The following is a 19,036-nucleotide window of genomic DNA, read 5'->3' on the forward strand; positions in this document are numbered from 1 at the left end:
AGACTAGAAAGTTTTATCTGAAACAAGATGGGTTGATTTAAGAGGAAGAAGTACTTTGAATGGAAAACGACTTAGAAAAAAAACTAAAGCTATGCCCACCCAGACATTCACATCACGCCTGAGTGGGCTTAAGCATAGCAATCTTAATTGGCGGCCAGCCCCAGCCCTTTAGCCAGAGACTCGGCAGGCACATACCCTGGAATCAGGCGACCATCATCCAGAACAATAGCAGGCGTTCCAGTGATCCCAATCTTATTTCCTAGTTCGTATTGATCTGCCACGGGATTAGGACAGTCTTTAGCTTCAGGGACTTTACCTGCTTTTGCCTCTGTGATCGCAGCCTGGCGGTCATTAGCGCACCACACTGACACCATCTTCGTGTAGCTGCTTGACCCGACACCTGCTCTGGGGTACGCCATATAGTTTACCTGGATACCCAGCTCATTAATTTTTGCAATCTCTCTGTGCAATTTACGACAATATCCGCAATCGACATCCGTAAACACGGTTACTTTCGCTTTTGGCTCACCTTCAGGCTTAAACACCACCATCTGGGATTCCGGGACCGCATTGACAAGCTCTGCACGAGTGCTCTCACGACGCTGTTCAGCCAGATTGGTAATCCTGCCATCCTCTACTTTGTAGATATCTCCAGCAACAAAGTACCGACCATCTGAGCTGATATAGATCATATTGGGATTATTGGACTCTACTTCATAGAGCCCATCCAAAGGACTTGGACTGACTTTTACCACTCTCAAGCCCGGCACGGCTTCAGCCAGCCGTTGCTTAATAACAGTTACCGGATCATCGTCCGCATGGGCATTCATCCCTGCCGAAAACACCATACCTAGTATCAATACATATTGAAAAAGCCGCATGCCCTAATCACCAACTTGTCGTTTATCCTAAAGAGTTTAACTTACACAATAGTACGGTCTACTTCCATGACATCTACGTAACCTTTGCACTCACTCCCGACAATTAATCTTTCCGGCTTTACACAGATTTACAAAATAGTCTAACCACGAGGATGATGCTGAGAATGCAATCTCTGAAGACGAGCCTTGGCCACATGAGTGTAAATTTGCGTTGTCGACAAATCACTGTGCCCCAATAATAGCTGAACCACCCTCAAATCTGCGCCATGATTAACCAAATGAGTAGCAAAAGCATGACGCAAGGTGTGTGGAGTAATATTCTTTCTGATACCACTCCTTTGCGCGTACAGCTTAATTCGATGCCAAAATGTCTGCCGGGTCATCTCCCTTCCCCGCATACTTGGAAATACCGTTGGATTTTGTAGATCCGACACCAATAACGGCCTCACAGCTGTCAGATATCCCTCTATAGCTTCAAGCGCTGCTTCACCCAGCGGCACTAGACGCTCCTTCCCTCCTTTCCCCAGTATTCTTAGCACCCCCTGCCTCAAATTTAACTGTTCCAGCCGCAACCCGACCAACTCAGAAACCCTGAGGCCACTGGCATACAGGACTTCAAGCATCACTGCATCACGATGCTCAATCTCAAGCTCTTTATCAGGCTCATTAAGAAGGCTATCCACCTCCGATTCTGACAACGCAGATGGCAACAAGCGCTGCACTTTTGGATGTTCAATTTTTAGCGTTGGGTCTTCATCAATTATCTGCTCCCGGAGCAAATAGCGGTAGAATCGTCGCATAGTTGTAAGCAAACGTGCAGACGACGAACTCTTCGAGCCCTTCTTCATCTTCTCAGCTAAATAAGCCAGCAATTCATCGCGCCCAACCACCCGCAGACAACGATTATGTTGCTGAAGCCACTTAGACAGCTTTCTAAGATCGGTACGGTATGCCGCCTGAGTATTTTCCGACAAACCAGCCTCCAACCATAAAGAATCAACAAATCGATCAATCAGACTCGAATCATCCACCCTTCACCTCTATCGACTCCGACAATAAAACACTTTGTAATTTCAATCTGGAGGAAATCTTCTGACAAACACCACTTTTTCTGGACACAAAAAAAGGCGGTTAATACCGCCTTCTTTTTTAAGAGTTCGCTAGAATTAGTCAAGCTTCTCTTTAATACGAGCCGCCTTACCGCTAAGGTCACGCAGGTAGTACAACTTAGCTTGACGAACGTCACCACGACGCTTCACTTTAATGCTATCTACCAGGCTGCTGTAAGTTTGGAAGGTTCTTTCAACGCCTACGCCGTAGGACATTTTGCGCACGGTAAACGCGGAGTTTACACCACGATTACGTTTTGCAATAACCACACCTTCGTATGCCTGAAGACGCTCGCGGCTACCTTCAACCACTTTTACGTTAACAGTAACTGTATCACCCGGAGCAAACTCTGGGATCTCTTTATTCATCTGTTCAGCTTCAAGCTGACTGATGATTGGATTTTTGCTGCTCATGGCTCGCTCCTAAACTGATCCGACGGATTCTAACTATTTCATGTTTAACTTTTCATGCCGGATTTGCTCAACTATCTCGGATTCCTCCTTTGATAGCGTTCGCCCCTCCAGCAAATCTGGTCTGCGCTCAAGCGTGCGTCGAATCGACTGCTCCAATCTCCAGCGCCTGATTTTTTCGTGGTTACCACTCAATAATACTTCCGGCACCTTGCGGCCCTGATAGACCTCCGGTCGAGTATAATGAGGACAATCCAACCAGCCGTTTTCAAACGAATCCTGTTCTGCGGATTCATGATGTCCAAGCACCCCGGGAACCAGTCGCGCCACACCATCCACTACGGCCATGGCGGCAATTTCGCCACCACTGAGCACAAAATCACCAAGCGACCACTCTTCGTCAACTTCGCGCTCAATTACCCGCTCATCTACTCCTTCATAACGCCCACAAAGCATAACCAGTCCTGGAAGACTGGCGGCAGACCTTAGCATTTCCTGCCTGATAGGGCGTCCTTGCGGACTTAGATAAACAGTCTTACTTCCTGGTGGAGCCGCATTTCTGGCTGCATCAATTGCTGCCACTACCGGTTCCACCTTCATTAACATCCCAGGACCACCGCCATATGGTCGATCATCAACCGTCCGATAATTATCGGCAGCATAGTCCCTGGGATTCCAGGTATTAACCTGAACCAACCCTGATTTGACAGCTTTGCCGACCACACCCTGGTCTGTCACTGCTCTCATGGACTCCGGAAACAGGGTTACGATTCCAAAATACACTCTAAAAATCCGGATCCCAATCTACAGTGATCAGCCTTTTTTCAAGCTCCACATTTTGGACAACCTGACCAGGCAAATAGGGAATGAGTCGCTCTCGCTCATCAATACCATCCTGAGTTGGCTTCACCACCATAACGTCATTGGAACCAGTTTCCATCAGATGATCCACCACTCCAAGCTTCTCGCCTTGAACGGTAGACACCTCAAGTCCTTCCAGCTGATACCAGTAAAAATCTCCCTGCTCCAGCTCAGGCAACTGATCAATCGCGACTTTAATCACTGAACCGACCAGCATTCTTGCCTCATCCCTGTCAGCAACCCCTTCAAGCGAAGCTACAAGACCTTTGCCCTGCCGCTTCCCTTCCCGGAGCTTCGACTGTTTCCGGGATGAATCAGGAAACTCAAGTACCCATGACTTATAAGAGAAAATATTCTCAATAGGCGAGCTGAAAGACTGAACCTTCACCCACCCTTTAACTCCGAAAACGCCGACGATTTTGCCAAGCACAACCTCATGGTCACTCATCCGCGTCTCCAAACAGCACAATCAAATCTGATTAAGCTGCTTTCTGGCTTTCTTTTACAAGAGTCTTAACACGGTCTGACAGCTGTGCGCCACGCCCCAACCAGAACTCCAGACGCTCGCTATCCAGACGCAAACGCTCTTCCTGACCGCGTGCCATTGGGTTGAAGAAACCCAGGCGCTCGATATAACGACCATCGCGGGCATTACGGCTGTCTGTAACAGTCAGGTGATAGAATGGACGCTTTTTAGATCCACCACGTGCTAAACGAATCGTAACCATCTCAGTTTAAATCCTGTTTTTTCGTATAAATAAATCTTGGCCGCGGGCGCTAACAATTTTATTGCCAAATCGGCTCACTACCTGAAAGGGCGCATATTCTACGCAATTATTCAAGCATTGAAAACTACTTTTTTCGCTTATTTCTCGTAGAAACGCATTCCCTTCCGAGACGCTTTTAAAACCGCCCCATTGGCGGCATTCCACCACCCGGAGGCATCATCCCCTTCATTCCGCGCATCATATTCATCATGCCGCCCTTTTTGGAGAACTTTTTCATCATTTTCTGCATTTGCTTATGCTGCTTCAGAAGACGATTTACATCCTGAATCTGCAAACCAGAGCCTGACGCGATACGGCGCTTACGAGAGTTATTGATCACATCAGGGTAACGTCGCTCATGAGGCGTCATAGAATTTATCAGCGCCTCCATATGAACAAACATCTTCTCATTCAAATGCTGAGAAGCCATCTGACTCACCTGCCCCATTCCCGGCAATTTATCCAGCAGACCGGTCATACCACCCATATTTTTCATCTGCTGAAGCTGGTCACGAAAATCTTCCAGATCAAAGGATTTTCCTTTAGTGACCTTCTTAGCCAGTTTCTCAGCTTTGGACTTATCCAGTTTGCGCTCAGCTTCCTCAATAAGAGAGAGAACATCCCCCATACCAAGGATTCGAGACGCTATACGGTCAGGATGGAAGGGCTCCAACGCATCTGTTTTTTCACCCATACCGAGAAACTTGATGGGTTTGCCAGTAATAGACCTGACCGACAGCGCTGCTCCGCCACGGGCATCACCATCAGCTTTAGTTAGGACAACCCCGGTCAGCGGAAGAGCTTCATTGAACGCTTTGGCTGTATTAGCAGCATCCTGCCCCGTCATCGCATCCACGACGAACAGAGTCTCGACAGGGTTTACCGCCGCATGAAGGCGCTTGATCTCCCCCATCATCCCTTCATCTATATGAAGGCGACCAGCTGTATCAAGGATAACCACATCGTTATAACGGCGCTTAGCTTCCGCAATAGCCCCATTAGCAATATCTACAGGATCCTGGTCGGCGGTACTGGGAAAGAAGTTTACTCCCACTTCTCCAGCGAGAGTTTCCAATTGCTTGATAGCCGCAGGCCGATATATATCAGCACTCACCACCATCACCGATTTCTTGCGACGCTCTTTTAACAGCCTCGCCAGCTTGGCGACTGACGTTGTTTTACCAGCCCCCTGCAGACCCGCCATCATAATCACTGCCGGCGGCTGAGCGTTGAGGTTCAGGTCTTCATTACCCTGCCCCATAACACGAACCATTTCCGCCTGAACAATACGGATAAACTCCTGCCCAGGGGTCAGGCTACGCATAACCTCTTGACCGACCGCGCGCTGCTTGACGCCATCAATAAACTCTTTGACAACCGGTAAAGCGACATCCGCTTCCAGCAGCGCCATGCGCACTTCGCGCAGGGTTTCCTTGATATTGTCCTCGGTTAGCTTGGCCTGACCGGTAATTTTTTTGAGACTGTCGGAAAGACGTTCCGTCAGACTATCAAACATAACATGCGTCTCCAGAGTTGATCGGTGCAAGGTTGCGGATTATAGCGAACCCATCCCGATACTTCATTAACAACTATTGATCTTTGCTTTCCGGGAGCATCCTTTGGGAGATTTCCGGCACTTTTCGCAATTCAGCCCACGATAATATGTACAAAGTGGGGCGCTACTCCTATGATGGGGCAACACAATCTGCAATTAAATCCCATTTAAATACAAAGATTTCCTTAAGAAGTTTCTTAATGAGCGCGATTACTCTCAGCATTATTGCCATCATTATCTACACCACTGCGACGACCATGCAGTTTGCTGTTTATCAGGGAAAAATCCCCCAGCGCCCTTACATCGCCTTAATCATGGGCGTTTTTGCAGTACTTACACACGCCATGGGACTGTGGCCACACCTCTCCACCCCTGCCGGCCCAGACTTCAGTGTTTACAATACTCTGTCCGGCATCAGCCTGGTGATTAGCTTCATCGTTATTCTTTTTGCCGTCAGTAAACCAGTCCATAATTTAAAGCTCATAATTTTTCCCACATCAGTTGCCGCCATCATCATTGCGATCAACGGAAGCGGTCCACAACTTGTTGTCTCAATGGACCAAACCGGGGTACTGATACACGCTGCACTCTCTGTGGTGGCCTACGCGGTTTTCTGCCTCGCCGCCATACAAGCTGTACTTCTTTATGCTCAAAATCGCCAGCTAAAATCCCATTTAACAGGCCGACTTATTAAGGCTCTACCACCACTACAAACTTCAGAAGCCATACTATTTGAAATGATCTGGACAGGGTTCATTCTCCTGACTCTGGCAATTGGAAGCGGCGCGCTATTTGTAGAGGACTTGTTTGCCCAGCATCTGGTTCATAAAACGGTACTCTCAGTCGTATCCTGGATTTTGTTTCTTATCTTACTGACAGGCAGAAAACTCTGGGGTTGGCGAGGGCTCCGTGCCGCACAGATTACCATCATTGGCTTCGCCATACTGATGCTGGGGTTCCTGGGCAGCAAATTTGTCCTGGAAATTTTGCTAAACAAAACACCATGACGCTTGACAGCCACACTCCCGCTCCTATCATGTTAACCACTGTTATTTCAAAGGATTCATCACTTCCTTGAACGATTCATCTATCCCGTTCTTACTTTTCATACTATTCCTTCTGATTGTGCTGTCCGGCTTCTTTTCGAGTTCAGAAACCGGAATGATGTCGCTCAACCGATATCGCTTGCGGCATCTTGCGAAAAACGGCCATCGAGGCGCAGCCAGGGCAAACAGACTTCTTCAACGCCCCGATCAATTGATTGGCGTTATTCTGATAGGCAATAACTTCGTCAATATATTGGCATCGTCCATAACCACCATCATTGCCACCAGGCTTTGGGGTGATGTAGGTATTGCGATCGCAACGGCCTTGCTTACCATTGTTATTTTGATATTTGCCGAGGTTACCCCAAAAACTCTAGCGGCAACCTACCCCGAGAAAATTGCCTTCCCCGCATCAGTCGCACTACTTCCGCTGTTAAAGCTGATGTACCCGTTTGTCTGGTGTGTAAACCTGCTCTCCAACTCCCTTTTGCGCATGCTTGGCATTAAGGAATACGCTGAGGGAACAGATCATTTATCCCGAGAAGAGCTGCGTACACTGGTACATGAATCAGGGACTCGCATCCCCAAGCGACACCGACAGATGCTATTGAGCATTCTTGACCTGGAAAAGGTCACCGTAGAAGACATCATGATTCCTCGCAGTGAAGTCACAGGCATCGATATTGAAGACGATATAGATGAAATTGTTGATCAACTAAAGGCAGCCCAACATACACGCCTGCCGGTATATCGTGGAGACATCAATAATATTATCGGGATCCTGCACTTGCGAAATGCCGCCAAGTTCCTGGCCCAGAATGATGCTAACAAGGCCATGCTGCTACAAAGCTGCAGAGACCCTTACTTCATTCCAGAAGGCACTCCTCTGCACACTCAACTATTTAACTTCCAGAAAGAAAAACGTCGGATAGGTGTTGTTGTTGACGAGTATGGGGACGTTCAGGGGATTGCCACCCTTGAGGATATACTTGAGGAAATTGTTGGGGAATTCACAACCGATATTGCTGCCACCAGCCCGGATATCACCCCCCTTGACGCCAATCGCTTTCTTATCGATGGCTCTGCAACTGTCCGCACGATCAACAAAGTGCTGGGATGGAAATTGCCAACCAACGGCCCCAAAACACTCAACGGGCTTATTCTTGAGGTATTGGAGGCAATACCTGAGTACCCAACCTGCCTGAAACTCCATGGTTACAATGTGGAAATCAAGCAGGTTAAAGACAACGTAGTGAAAGCAGCCATCGTCGGACTACCTGATTAATATCGCTATTAGCTGTAGCAATAGCGATTGTTGAAGCCTCTATATAAGCCATAAGTCTAAAGAGAATCTGCTTAAAAGATCAAATTATAAGCAACTCCTTGACTATGAATTGCGCTAACACTATCTAGTTAAGTGTGAGATAAAAATAATAAGGAGGCTTCCTAACCATGATCTTGGAACACACTCTCGGGCTTTTCACCCATCCGGATGAAGAGTGGCAATCGATTCGCGAGCAACACGCCACTACCGGACGCCTATACGTTCAACATACGATTCTACTGGCCCTAATCCCTACGATTGCCGCCTATATCGGTACCACTCAAGTGGGCTGGCAAATCGGTAGTGATGAGATTGTTAAACTCACCCCCGGAAGCGCACTTAACCTATGCGTGCTGTTCTACATGGCCATACTGGCCGGTGTTTATATTCTGGGCAAATTTATTGACTTTATGGCCGTCACTTATGGCGCCGATAACAAACAGTATCCACATGGCGTCGAACTGGCTGCCTATGGCGCAACCCCCTTATACATTATGGGCGCAATGGCAATTTATCCGAACATCTGGCTGAACATGCTTACTGGCCTGGTCGGAGTCTGCTACTCGGTCTACCTGCTCTATGAAGGTTTACCGATTTTGATGAAAATCCCCAAAGATCGCGGCTTCCTATTTGCAAGCAGTGTTCTGACGGTGGGCTTGGTTATGCTGGTCGCTCTGATTGCTACCAGCGTAGTCATCTGGAGCTTTGGCATTGGTCCGGTTTACACAACCTGATCGACATGTGACAATAGCTTGTAAATTACTACCGGAAAAGGAAACATCTTCCTTTTCCGGCAACTAAAATGACTATTAAAATATAGATTACAATAGCTTGGCAGCATGATTAATTGCTGTAGATTTTTCCATATAAAAACGTACAATAGTCATAAAAATCATAAGTAAACACACCGCCGAACGCTACTAACAAACAGGGCTGCTTTGCAGTTGGTTTTGATGCCCAGTGGGCGCGACGGGAGAAGTTTATGAACAAGGGGAGCGGTGTCAGCTACATGCATGAACACCTCAATGCACGTACCAGCCCCTCTAATGAGAGTCTGAAGCAAAGGATTCGCAACAACTCCATATCTCTTTTATCCGACCACCTGAATGCCATGTTCGATGGCATTGACGATTCATTTTTTGAACTTGCCAACCACGCCCATACGAATAATGAGCAGAATCGTTATTTCGAGGCTATGCGGGAAGTACGCATTAAAAGAAAAGGCATCGAAAGCTTCCTGCAGCAGACACTGGAAGACGCTTTTGAAATCCCACCGGAAGCCGGCGAGAAGAATCAGGATTCTTCCGATGACATAGAGATGGAAGACCTAACCCTTGTGCATAATGATGCATTAGAGGAGTCTGTCGCCATTGAAAGCATGGTGAGCAAGGCTAAAGCCAATTTTTCCGGCTCTTTGATGCAGTTTCAGACAAGGGTTTCCACCCTCTATTCAGACCGCAATAACACCAAGCAGGTAAATCCACTGGACCCGGAGTTAATCTGCCGGGCCTTTGCAGAAGTGTGCAGCGGCCTTGAAATAGAAATTAAGGAAAAATTGATTGTTTTCAAACAGTTCGACAGACATGTGATGAACTACCTGGTTGAACTGCTGGATTCCGGTAACAATATTCTGGTCAAAGCAGGCATCCTGCTCAATTTAAAATACACGACCACCAATAATCGTAGCCAACCTACCCGTTCACAGCCCTCCAATGAATCAAACGACGGGGCAGAGATTCTGGGCAATGACAATTTCCCACCAGAGAGTGATGTCTTTGAGCAGGCTCAAGAGCTATTAGCTTCTCTTCGCTCTACAGGCGACAGCAGCCAAACTTCATCCCCGGTAAAACAAGGCGGCAAAAGCCACTCTCGACAGGGAACGACTGAGCAGACCGCTCCTAGCGGCAACCAAGGGCGCATATACGGTGGCACAGGCTATTCTGGCCCTCCACAGCTCGTAGAAGGCCCCCAACTTGTCAATATGCTAACCGGCCTTCAGGACTCAATGATTGCGGACAATCTCGCAGAGGGTCCTGTCGTAGCCGTTGACCTTAAGGCCGCAGTTAAAGGCATTCTTGATGAACAAGCCAAGACGTCTGAGCGCCCGACAACCATTAGTCAGGTTGATGAAGACCTGATCAACCTCGTCTCAATGCTATTTGAGTTCATCCTGGACGACTACAATTTGTCTGCCCCCGTGCAGGTAATGATCAGCCGTCTCCAGATTCCAATATTAAAAGTAGCCATCAGAGATAAAAGCTTTTTCAGCAAGCCAAGTCATCCTGCCCGCAAACTTTTGAATGCACTGGCCAAAGCCAGCATTGGCTGGAGTGACGCCTCCGAGAAGACCAGGGACAAGCTGTATCAACAGATCCATGACGTTGTCCACGCTATACTGGAAGACTTTGATGGCGACATCAGCCTGTTCGAGCGCTTACATGAAAGCTTTAACAACTATCTTTCAAGAGAAGAGCGCAAATCCAAACTGGTAGAACAGCGCACAAAAGAAGCGGAAATTGGCCGAGTAAAATCTCAGAAAGCCAAGCTCGTCGTCGACAGAATTCTGTACGAAAAAATTTCCAGCACAGCGATCCCACAAGTGGCACTGGATCTTTTAAAGAGTGGCTGGAGCCGCGTAATGTTTCTGGTTTACCTCAAAGAAGGACGAGGACATCGTTTTAGTCAATGCGTGAAGGTAGTTGATGAACTGATCTGGTGTCTACAGATTCACTCCGAGGAAGAAGCCCGCAAACGTTGGGTGCAAGTGGTTCCCAAGTTGCTGAAGAATCTGAAAGTCGGACTAAAGGAAGTTGCCTACAACACAGGCCGTCTGGACGAAATGCTCCTGGACCTGAAAAAGCAGCTGACCCAGACATTCAAGCAGCAGTCTGTAACTGCGGCACTGAAAGATTCTCCCAAACCACCACCGCTTACAGACCTCAAAGCAGCTATTGATGCTGCCGAGAAGAAAAAGGTCCACGTTAATGACGCTTCGCTGGCTCATTACCTGGAACAGATTGACAGCCTGGAGACAGGAGAGTGGGTGGAATTCAAGCTCGTCAATGGCTCCAGGTTCCGCTGTAAGCTCTCGACGGCACTGGAAGAATCTGACAGCCTGATTTTTGTAAACCGCCTTGGCCTCAAAGTAGTGGAAAAAACTCGCGCAGAGCTGGCCGAAGAACTCAACAAAGGCACCATGATCATCCTAGAGTCAGGCATGCTGATAGATCGCGCAATCGATTCGGTGATGAACAATCTGCGCAAAATGTCTGGCAAGGTAGCCTGATAAAATACCCGCATTGAACCTGGCCTTTTACAATCGATTGACTCTCCCTACTGATAAAGCGGGCATTAGCCCGCATTATCACATTAAGACATATGCTATATTCGCTTTCGGATTAGGCCTGCCTAACCTTCTGCTACAGACAACCCTTGTCAGCACGCCTTCGACATGAGCAAGATGTACTCAAACCACAGTTATTTAATATACGCATTCGTCATTTCAATATCTGCGCATGTCATATTTCTATCCCTATTAATCAAACAACCGGTTAAGGCGCGACAAAGCACGACCATGACACTTTCTCTGGCGCAAGGGCAAACCTCAATTCCGAGCCCTTCCACCAGCCCCGTTAACCCCCTCCCGTCCCCATCCAAGCCAGCAGACAGCTCTCGTCCAACCGATGACAGCCGGGATATTCGCGACAATTCGCTTCCTTGGAAGTCAGAATCCACCGACGCCTTCCATGAACTGAGCAAGCAGTCCTCCAGCAAACCTAACTTATCCTGGATAGACAACATGTTCAGCCACCGCCGCCCTCAGGACAGCGCGACTGGCAATAAAAACCAAAAGACCAATGATGAAGATGAGATCAAGGACCTGCTTAAAGCAACCCCTTCGACACAAAGTGAGTTCTGGCCCTACCTCGTAAAGCACTTGGCCAACAACAAATACCATGACAAGCAATACCCCTTCAGTGAACTGCAGAACGAACGTATCGTGGTACTTGAACTTGGATTTCAGTCAAACGGCATGCTGGTAAGGGCAAAAATCGCGAGAAGCAGCGGGGATTCCGAATTGGACGCCGCAGCAATCAGAAGCGCCTACGCAGCCAATCCGTTCGAGCCTCCACCCTCATCAGACAGGGCATTCGACTACAACTATCTCGTTCAGATTATATATTCCCCCAAAAAGCCAGAATCAGATGGATAATTAGCTTGGAGCGGACGAGAGTTCAATAGAAATTGAATGGGGAAAATAGCGGGGAGAGAGACCCGGGAGCACACTTCAAGCTGAGAGCACTCCCGGGATAGAAAGAATTATTCGCTGGCTGCCGCTACGGCGTTCTTCACCATGTCCTGCAACTCACCCTTTTCATAGAGCTCGCTGATAATATCGGACCCTCCAACCAGCTCACCTTTGATGTAGAGCTGCGGGAATGTAGGCCAGTTTGAATAGGTCTTGAGATTTTCGCGAATCTCCGGATGCTCCAGGATATTTACATAAGCGAACTTCTCACCACACGCCATCAACGCCTGGACAGCTCGAGCAGAAAAGCCACATTGAGGAGCATTTGGAGCCCCTTTCATATAGAGAATGATGTCATTGCTGGAAAGCTGCTCTTTGATGACTTCAATAATATCCATAGATCCTGAACCTGCTAACTTTGATTGGATGTCTTCACATTATGGGGCCTCGACGATTGATTACAATACATTCGAGATATCGAAACAGTTGACTATTTTACTATGTTTTTATCCTCGCAACTACCAACACAGGCCTCATAACATTGCTTCGTGATTCAACTATTAACGAGGAAATATCCGATCAGGAGCAATGCTCCCGCTAAATTGCGAAGTGACACAATAATCTATACTATAACTATCCGACAGGCAGCCGGGGCTGCCTTTTTTTGTTGGTTTTTCGGGTATGCATATAACTCACTGATTTAGTTTGCAGGACATGCATGGCGCCCATTGTATAGAGAGGTTTGACAGGAATGCCCGCTGCACCGTTGATGAGCACCTATGGCAGGCTGCCTATTTCCTTTTCCAGGGGAGAGGGCTGCTGGTTATACGATACCAATGGAAACCGCTACTTTGATGCAATCAGCGGTATAGCCGTTTGCGGTCTGGGGCACTCTCACCCCGCAGTCACCGACGCCATCACCAAACAAGCCGCACAACTGACCCATTGCTCTAACTTATTTAAAATTCCCAATCAGGAGTCTCTGGGTGAGCTTCTGTGTAAAGTTTCAGGAATGGATAATGCGTTCTTCTGCAACTCCGGCGCGGAAGCCAATGAGGCCGCCATCAAGCTGGCTCGCCTGCATGGAAAAAAAAGAGGCATTGAGAATCCTGCCATTATTGTCATGGAAAACGCCTTCCACGGCCGCACCCTGGCAACATTAAGCGCAAGCGGAAACAGGAAAGTTCAGGCAGGCTTTGAACCTTTAGTGCGCGGCTTTGTGCGCACCCCATTTAACGACACCAAAACCCTTGAACATATTGCTGACTCAAACAGCAATGTTGTTGCCGTGTTTCTAGAGCCGGTACAGGGTGAAGGCGGTGTAACTCCGGCAGATGCCGAATACCTTAAATATGTTGAGAAAGTTTGCCGCGAGCATGAATGGCTCCTCATGCTGGACGAAGTCCAGACAGGTAACGGGCGCACAGGCAGTTACTTCGCCTTCCAGGAATATGGTATTCACCCGGATGTAGTGACTACAGCCAAAGGACTGGGAAATGGCTTCCCCATTGGCGCCTGTCTTGCTCGAGGCAGTGCAGCTGAAGCATTCCACCCAGGGAGTCATGGCTCAACTTTTGGCGGCAATCCGTTAGCATGTGCTGCCGCATTAGCCGTCGTCCAAACTATCCAGAAGCAGAATCTGAGCAACCGGGCACGGGAGCTGGGAGAAAGGCTTATTAGCCAGTTTGAAAGCCAACTGGGTGGTGCTGATTACATCAAGCAAATCCGTGGCAAAGGGCTGATGATCGGAATTGAGATGAAGGAGCCCTGTCCTGAACTGGTTCCATTGGCTCAGGCTCAAGGCCTACTGATCAATGTTACTCAGGATAAAGTCATTCGACTGTTACCTCCCCTTGTCATGTCTGATGCGGATGCAGACTATCTTGCCAATACCCTGTGTACACTGATTAAGCTGTACGCTGGCGACGATAGAAAACGCCCCCGCTGACCTAATACTTCCAAAGCGATCAATCCCGGCATGTTTTTCATAATGCCGGGCGAGATCTATTTCATTATTGGACAAGAATAGGTATAACCACGTACTCACTTCCAACGGAGATCAAGAAAACCGATGAGCAGCAGACACTTCCTCACCCTGGGAGACCTGACGCAAGATGAGTTGGGCAGCATTATCAACCGCGCGATCAAGCTGAAGCAGGACCATCGCCAAGGTGTCCAGTACATGCCATTTACCGGCAAAGTTCTGGGGATGATCTTTGAAAAATCCTCTACCAGAACCCGGGTCTCATTTGAGGCCGGCATGAGTCAGTTCGGCGGCTCAGCGATTTTCTTATCTCCCCGGGACACCCAACTGGGTCGAGGCGAGCCTATTGAAGACAGCGCTCGTGTACTGTCCAGTATGGTGGATATCATCATGATTCGGACATTCGAACACAGCAAGCTGGAGACATTTGCCAAATATTCCAGCTGTCCGGTCATCAACGCCCTGACAGACGATTATCATCCGTGCCAGCTGCTGGCCGATGTACAGACCTACGTTGAGCACCGCGGAAGCATCCAGGGCAAAACCGTGAGCTGGATTGGTGACGGCAACAATATGTGCAACTCTTATATCAATGCGGCCCGTCAGTTTGATTTTAACCTGGTTGTTGCCTGCCCTGAGGGATACGAGCCAATGCAGGCACTTGTCGATGCCAATCAGGACAGAGTGACCATCGTCAGAGACCCTGCCGAAGCGGCACGCAAGTCAGACCTTATTGTGACCGATGTCTGGGCCTCCATGGGACAGGAAGAGGAACAAAAGCAGAGAGAACAAGCGTTTGCTGACTATCAGGTCACAACGAAACTAATGGACCTGGCCAACCCGGATGCCCTGTTTATGCACTGTCTTCCTGCTCACCGGGGCGAAGAAGTCAGCCATGAAATGATGGATGATCCACGCGCGGTTGTCTGGGATGAAGCGGAAAACCGCTTGCACGCCCAAAAGGCCCTGATGGAGTTCCTGATGTTGGGCAAACAATCCTGATCTATGAGCGAGCCATTCCTGCTTAAAGCTTCCAATATCAGCTGCGGCTACGGAGAAAAACGTGTCGCAGAAGATATTTCCTTTCATTTGCATCAAGGTGAAATTGCCAGCCTGCTTGGCCCAAGCGGCTGCGGCAAAACTACTCTGCTAAGAGTTCTGGCAGGTTTTCAGCCGGTTTTCGGCGGCAGCATTGAATTAAACGGAAAAGTACTGTCGTCAGAAATGATCACCCTGCCACCCGAAAAACGTCAGGTTGGTATGGTGTTTCAAGACTATGCGCTGTTTCCCCATATGACGGTGGGCCAGAATATCCGCTTTGGATTAACCAAGCACAACGGAAAACTGGCTCAGGCAGACCGAATTCTTTCAGAAATGCTCGAATTGACGGGGCTATCGTCCTATACCGACGCCTATCCCCATGAGCTGTCCGGCGGCCAACAGCAGAGGGTGGCGCTGGCCAGAGCACTGGCTCCCGACCCATTATTGCTGTTGATGGATGAACCATTCTCCAATCTGGATGCGGAGCTACGATCCCGTCTCAGCCTGGATATTCGCGATATCCTGAAAAAAAGAGGGACCACCGCCATACTCGTGACACATGATCAAAACGAAGCGTTTGCGATGGCAGATCATGTCGGCATATTGCATAACGGGACATTGCAGCAGTGGGATACGCCCTACAATCTCTATCATGAGCCCAGCAACCGGTTTGTTGCGAATTTTGTCGGTAGAGGCGTTTTAATCCCCGGCACGATGATTGAGCCGGATAAAATTAAAACGGAATTGGGAGAAATCGGTGGAGACCGCGCCTACCCCTGGGACCAGGGCGAACTGGTTGAAGTGCTGATCAGGCCGGATGATGTTGTCTTCGATGAGCGATCAGGGCTTAAGGTCAAAGTGATCGACAAAGTCTTTGCCGGATCTTCCACTTTATATCGCTTACAGCTGCCCTCAAGCCGAAAACTGGAGATCTTAGCTCCCAGCCATCAGGATTACCCTGTTGCCGGTGAAGTCGCCATACGTTTGGCAGCGGATCATCTCATCGCCTTCAGAATCTGACTCTCTTCTCCCCCCCCCCTCAAATGGCAGGACCATATTGGGCAGGACCTTATTTCAGGCACAAAAAAAGGGCTCAATGTGAGCCCTTAAATGAAACAAGGAAAGTTCGATAGAACTACAACCTCAAAGAGTCATCCCTTACGATGCAAAGTATGCCGAGATCACTTACACAAGTCTGTTGAATTACTGTGGCCTAGTGTAACGTTAAGTAAACTAAACCGTCCAAATTCAATCAATTACGTTGGCTGCTTGCGTGGCCATACAAGACTGAACTTCGCCCCGCCCAGATGATCACTTCGCCCGACAAATGCCTGACCTCCATGCCAGTATAATATTCTTCTTACAATCGAGAGACCCAACCCATACCCACCGGAGCTACGAGTTCGACTGTCATCCAGCCGCGCAAAGGCGGTAAACACTTTTTCCCAATCACTTTCCGGAATTCCCGGACCATCATCTTCCACATCAATCCGACAGGTATCTGAACCAAAACTGGCATTCACCACTACCCGGGATTTGGCATAGCGCGTGGCATTCCCAACCAGATTCTGCACCGATCGATGTATATATCTGGGCTCCACTTCAGACATTTTCCAACGGTCAGAGCCCTCACTGATATTAGCGAGAATAGACATCTCAGGCTTCACAGATTGCTGTTCCTGCACCACCTGATTCACGATATCCAGCACATTTGCTTCCTGGAAATCCAATATGGGGCCACCCTGCTCCAGACGGGCATATGTCAGAATCTCATCGATCAGCTCATTCAGCTCCTGAATATCATGATCAATACCTTCCAATTGCTTGGCACGCATTTCTTCGTTAGGAGTGTCCTCAATCATCTGCACACCAAAACGAATACGCGCTACAGGGGTTCGAAGCTCATGCGAAACAGCATGAATCATTTCTCTCTGCACCCCGACAAGACGCTGAATATGCTCAGCCATCCGATTGAATACAGTGCCCAGCCTGCCAATCGCATCGAAGCGACTGTCATCCACCCGTGCATCAAGCTCACCACGGGCAATACGACTGGCCACAGATTCAAGTTTCCGTAACCGCCGCTCCAATTTATCGAGCAGTAGATAAAGCGTAGCGCCAATGCACAACAGCCCCGCAACAACCAGCGTCAGCAATACTGGCCAGGCCCATGGATTAAACGTGGGGATAGGATCGACTTTCAGGTAGTTCTCTTTATCAAATGCCACGACCAGGGTATCTCCACTTCGCCCTTGTGATGGCAGCAACGCCCAACCGTTATTGAGAAAATCACTCTGTTTAATCGGCTGCCAATCTGCCAGTTCAGCCAATGGCGCCAGTTGAGGAGTCAGATTGAAAAATGCTCCCAGGTCCTGCAAGGTCTTTTCCCGATGCTCATTTGCCACTGCCCTCACCTGCAGCGCGATCAGCTTTGCGGCCCACAATGTACTTTCCATTGGAAGGTCGGAAAAATAAGCAGCGAACACGTGATTGAAGTCTGTTTGCGCAAAAGCGTGCAGACCACTTTGATGGGAAACAACCAGACTCTGTCCGTAGGCAAGTCGTTCCTGCTCCAACCGACTGAGAGAAAGATCAGAAAGGGATAACAGGTGAAATTCAGATTCTTGCGGCAGGATGGAGGCCAGAAACTCCAGACGATCCTCTGGAGAAACCTTCAACCAAGAAAAAAGAGGCTCAACCCGCTCCTCCTGATATTGAAGGTAGCGGACTTGATTCAGACTATGAAACAACCCAAAGGCGAGCACGGCATAGAAGAGCAACGCCACAGCCACACCGGCAAACACCCTGGAAAAAACATTGTTCACGACAAGGCAGCCTGTCAGGCTTCTTTAACGAATAGATAACCTTTGCTGCGTACCGTTTTAATCCGTCTGGGATGAACCGGATCGTCGCCGATTTTGGGACGAATCCGTGAAACCCTGACATCTATTGAACGGTCTTGTCCATCGTATTCAATACCACGTAGTGCGGTAAAAATTTCTTCCCGACTAAGCACTCGACCAGCGCTACTGGCAAGCAACCACAACAAGTCAAACTCCGCACTTGTCAGGTCAATACTGTCATCCTCCAACCAGGCTTCCCGCATGGAACGGTCAATTACCAGGTTATTGAACACCAGACGAACCGGCTCATCAGCTGATTCTTCTGCGGCACTCACCGCCTGTGGTTCGCCCTGTTCTTTCACCCTTCGCAGCAATGCACGAATTCGCGCCAGCAAGACGCGCGGGCGAACAGGTTTGCACATATAGTCATCTGCGCCCATCTCCAGTCCCAATACCTGATCCAGATCGTCAGTTCTGGCGGTCAGCATCAGTATGGGTCCGTGATAGGACGGTCTGACTTTACGACAAATGGATAGCCCGTCTTCACCGGGCAACATCAAATCCAGCACAACCAAGTCGGGCTGTTCATTCTGGATGCGGTCAACAGCTTTCCCCCCATTGGGCTCCACCGAAACCACCAGACCATTGGATTCAAGATACTCTTTGGTCAAATCGGCAAGACGTTCGTCGTCTTCGACAATCAAAATGCGCCAAGCTTCGTTCGTATCCACGGTGTCCGTTACTCTTTCTTGTAGAATTGAGAACCTTCCCTGCCATTCTCACTGCGTATTCCTGTGCAGCGCCCCATTGATTCACTCATTCACCCGGTAAACAAATCAGTCCCGAGTGGTGAAAGTGCATAAATCTTATAATTATTCGTGACTTATATGAAAAATAGCACTTTTGTACACATAAGTATAACCAGTCTTACAAAAATTACCCTAAACGTCTTAATTTGTTGAGAT

Annotated in this window: 18 protein-coding genes; 8 read left to right on the forward strand and 10 right to left on the reverse strand. The window is 48.6% G+C overall.

Annotated elements, in window-relative coordinates:
• Nucleotides 1-143 precede the first annotated feature (143 nt).
• The 7 genes from BTA51_RS25035 to ffh all read right to left on the reverse strand — a co-directional run bounded on the left by BTA51_RS25035 (nt 144) and on the right by ffh (nt 5,545).
• Nucleotides 144-881: a DsbC family protein gene (locus BTA51_RS25035; protein ID WP_246841185.1), complete on the reverse strand. Its 738-nt coding sequence runs from the start codon at nt 879-881 to the stop codon at nt 144-146.
• A gap of 140 nt (nt 882-1,021) precedes the next feature.
• Nucleotides 1,022-1,912 (reverse strand): site-specific tyrosine recombinase XerD, encoded by an 891-nt coding sequence (gene xerD, locus BTA51_RS25040; protein ID WP_094711822.1) that lies wholly within the window; start codon nt 1,910-1,912, stop codon nt 1,022-1,024.
• 135 nt (nt 1,913-2,047) lie between these two features.
• Nucleotides 2,048-2,404 (reverse strand): 50S ribosomal protein L19, encoded by a 357-nt coding sequence (gene rplS, locus BTA51_RS25045; protein ID WP_094711823.1) that lies wholly within the window; start codon nt 2,402-2,404, stop codon nt 2,048-2,050.
• Between the two features lie 33 nt (nt 2,405-2,437).
• Nucleotides 2,438-3,184, reverse strand: coding sequence for a tRNA (guanosine(37)-N1)-methyltransferase TrmD (trmD, locus tag BTA51_RS25050; protein ID WP_094711824.1), 747 nt, complete (start codon nt 3,182-3,184; stop codon nt 2,438-2,440).
• A 1-nt stretch (nt 3,185) separates the two neighbouring features.
• A complete protein-coding gene (gene rimM / locus BTA51_RS25055; RefSeq protein ID WP_094711825.1) occupies nt 3,186-3,710 on the reverse strand; it encodes a ribosome maturation factor RimM in 525 nt (174 codons plus the stop codon).
• Between the two features lie 31 nt (nt 3,711-3,741).
• Nucleotides 3,742-3,990, reverse strand: coding sequence for a 30S ribosomal protein S16 (gene rpsP / locus BTA51_RS25060; RefSeq protein ID WP_094711826.1), 249 nt, complete (start codon nt 3,988-3,990; stop codon nt 3,742-3,744).
• Nucleotides 3,991-4,165: 175 nt separating this feature from the next.
• On the reverse strand, nt 4,166-5,545 hold the full coding sequence (gene ffh, locus BTA51_RS25065; protein WP_094711827.1) for a signal recognition particle protein: 1,380 nt from the start codon (nt 5,543-5,545) through the stop codon (nt 4,166-4,168).
• Between the two features lie 239 nt (nt 5,546-5,784).
• On the opposite strand from ffh, the gene BTA51_RS25070 reads away from it, so the two are divergent.
• The 5 genes from BTA51_RS25070 (at nt 5,785) to BTA51_RS25090 (ending at nt 12,167) form a co-directional block, all read left to right on the forward strand.
• Nucleotides 5,785-6,591 carry an inner membrane protein YpjD gene (locus tag BTA51_RS25070; RefSeq protein WP_094711828.1) on the forward strand — a complete coding sequence of 269 codons (807 nt, stop codon included), beginning with the start codon at nt 5,785-5,787 and terminating at the stop codon, nt 6,589-6,591.
• Nucleotides 6,592-6,658: 67 nt separating this feature from the next.
• Nucleotides 6,659-7,915, forward strand: a complete 1,257-nt coding sequence (locus BTA51_RS25075; RefSeq protein ID WP_094711829.1) for an HlyC/CorC family transporter — start codon at nt 6,659-6,661, stop codon at nt 7,913-7,915.
• Nucleotides 7,916-8,082: 167 nt separating this feature from the next.
• On the forward strand, nt 8,083-8,688 hold the full coding sequence (locus BTA51_RS25080; RefSeq protein WP_094711830.1) for a Yip1 family protein: 606 nt from the start codon (nt 8,083-8,085) through the stop codon (nt 8,686-8,688).
• A 248-nt stretch (nt 8,689-8,936) separates the two neighbouring features.
• A complete protein-coding gene (locus BTA51_RS25085) occupies nt 8,937-11,240 on the forward strand; it encodes a DUF1631 domain-containing protein (protein WP_094711831.1) in 2,304 nt (767 codons plus the stop codon).
• A 288-nt stretch (nt 11,241-11,528) separates the two neighbouring features.
• Entirely contained in the window at nt 11,529-12,167 is a 639-nt protein-coding gene (locus BTA51_RS25090) for a TonB family protein (RefSeq protein ID WP_168188288.1), read from the forward strand.
• A gap of 107 nt (nt 12,168-12,274) precedes the next feature.
• Here BTA51_RS25090 and grxD read toward each other — a convergent pair whose 3' ends face one another.
• Complete coding sequence (grxD, locus tag BTA51_RS25095) at nt 12,275-12,601, reverse strand: Grx4 family monothiol glutaredoxin (RefSeq protein ID WP_094711833.1); 327 nt, start codon at nt 12,599-12,601, stop codon at nt 12,275-12,277.
• A 353-nt stretch (nt 12,602-12,954) separates the two neighbouring features.
• Between grxD and BTA51_RS25100 the strand changes: the two genes are divergently transcribed.
• The 3 genes from BTA51_RS25100 (at nt 12,955) to BTA51_RS25110 (ending at nt 16,248) form a co-directional block, all read left to right on the forward strand.
• Nucleotides 12,955-14,151, forward strand: a complete 1,197-nt coding sequence (locus tag BTA51_RS25100; RefSeq protein WP_246841187.1) for an aspartate aminotransferase family protein — start codon at nt 12,955-12,957, stop codon at nt 14,149-14,151.
• A gap of 123 nt (nt 14,152-14,274) precedes the next feature.
• Nucleotides 14,275-15,189: an ornithine carbamoyltransferase gene (argF, locus tag BTA51_RS25105; RefSeq protein WP_094711835.1), complete on the forward strand. Its 915-nt coding sequence runs from the start codon at nt 14,275-14,277 to the stop codon at nt 15,187-15,189.
• 3 nt (nt 15,190-15,192) lie between these two features.
• The gene (locus BTA51_RS25110) at nt 15,193-16,248 is read left to right on the forward strand and encodes an ABC transporter ATP-binding protein (protein ID WP_094711836.1); all 1,056 of its coding nucleotides are present in this window, start codon (nt 15,193-15,195) and stop codon (nt 16,246-16,248) included.
• 236 nt (nt 16,249-16,484) lie between these two features.
• On the opposite strand, the gene BTA51_RS25115 is transcribed toward BTA51_RS25110, so the two are convergent.
• On the reverse strand, nt 16,485-18,053 hold the full coding sequence (locus BTA51_RS25115; RefSeq protein WP_094711837.1) for an ATP-binding protein: 1,569 nt from the start codon (nt 18,051-18,053) through the stop codon (nt 16,485-16,487).
• A 14-nt stretch (nt 18,054-18,067) separates the two neighbouring features.
• Nucleotides 18,068-18,802, reverse strand: coding sequence for a response regulator (locus BTA51_RS25120; RefSeq protein WP_094711838.1), 735 nt, complete (start codon nt 18,800-18,802; stop codon nt 18,068-18,070).
• Nucleotides 18,803-19,036: the final 234 nt, after the last annotated feature.

Source organism: Hahella sp. CCB-MM4, assembly GCF_002260525.1.
Lineage (GTDB): Bacteria > Pseudomonadota > Gammaproteobacteria > Pseudomonadales > Oleiphilaceae > Hahella.

Bases quoted from the DNA above. Each gene is read 5' to 3' on its own strand.
- BTA51_RS25035 (WP_246841185.1), bottom strand. From the start codon at position 881: ATGCGGCTTTTTCAATATGTATTGATACTAGGTATGGTGTTTTCGGCA.
- rplS (WP_094711823.1), bottom strand. From the start codon at position 2,404: ATGAGCAGCAAAAATCCAATCATCAGTCAGCTTGAAGCTGAACAGATG.
- rimM (WP_094711825.1), bottom strand. From the start codon at position 3,710: ATGAGTGACCATGAGGTTGTGCTTGGCAAAATCGTCGGCGTTTTCGGA.
- rpsP (WP_094711826.1), bottom strand. From the start codon at position 3,990: ATGGTTACGATTCGTTTAGCACGTGGTGGATCTAAAAAGCGTCCATTC.
- ffh (WP_094711827.1), bottom strand. From the start codon at position 5,545: ATGTTTGATAGTCTGACGGAACGTCTTTCCGACAGTCTCAAAAAAATT.
- BTA51_RS25070 (WP_094711828.1), top strand. From the start codon at position 5,785: ATGAGCGCGATTACTCTCAGCATTATTGCCATCATTATCTACACCACT.
- BTA51_RS25080 (WP_094711830.1), top strand. From the start codon at position 8,083: ATGATCTTGGAACACACTCTCGGGCTTTTCACCCATCCGGATGAAGAG.
- BTA51_RS25085 (WP_094711831.1), top strand. From the start codon at position 8,937: ATGAACAAGGGGAGCGGTGTCAGCTACATGCATGAACACCTCAATGCA.
- BTA51_RS25090 (WP_168188288.1), top strand. From the start codon at position 11,529: ATGACACTTTCTCTGGCGCAAGGGCAAACCTCAATTCCGAGCCCTTCC.
- grxD (WP_094711833.1), bottom strand. From the start codon at position 12,601: ATGGATATTATTGAAGTCATCAAAGAGCAGCTTTCCAGCAATGACATC.
- BTA51_RS25100 (WP_246841187.1), top strand. From the start codon at position 12,955: ATGCCCGCTGCACCGTTGATGAGCACCTATGGCAGGCTGCCTATTTCC.
- argF (WP_094711835.1), top strand. From the start codon at position 14,275: ATGAGCAGCAGACACTTCCTCACCCTGGGAGACCTGACGCAAGATGAG.
- BTA51_RS25110 (WP_094711836.1), top strand. From the start codon at position 15,193: ATGAGCGAGCCATTCCTGCTTAAAGCTTCCAATATCAGCTGCGGCTAC.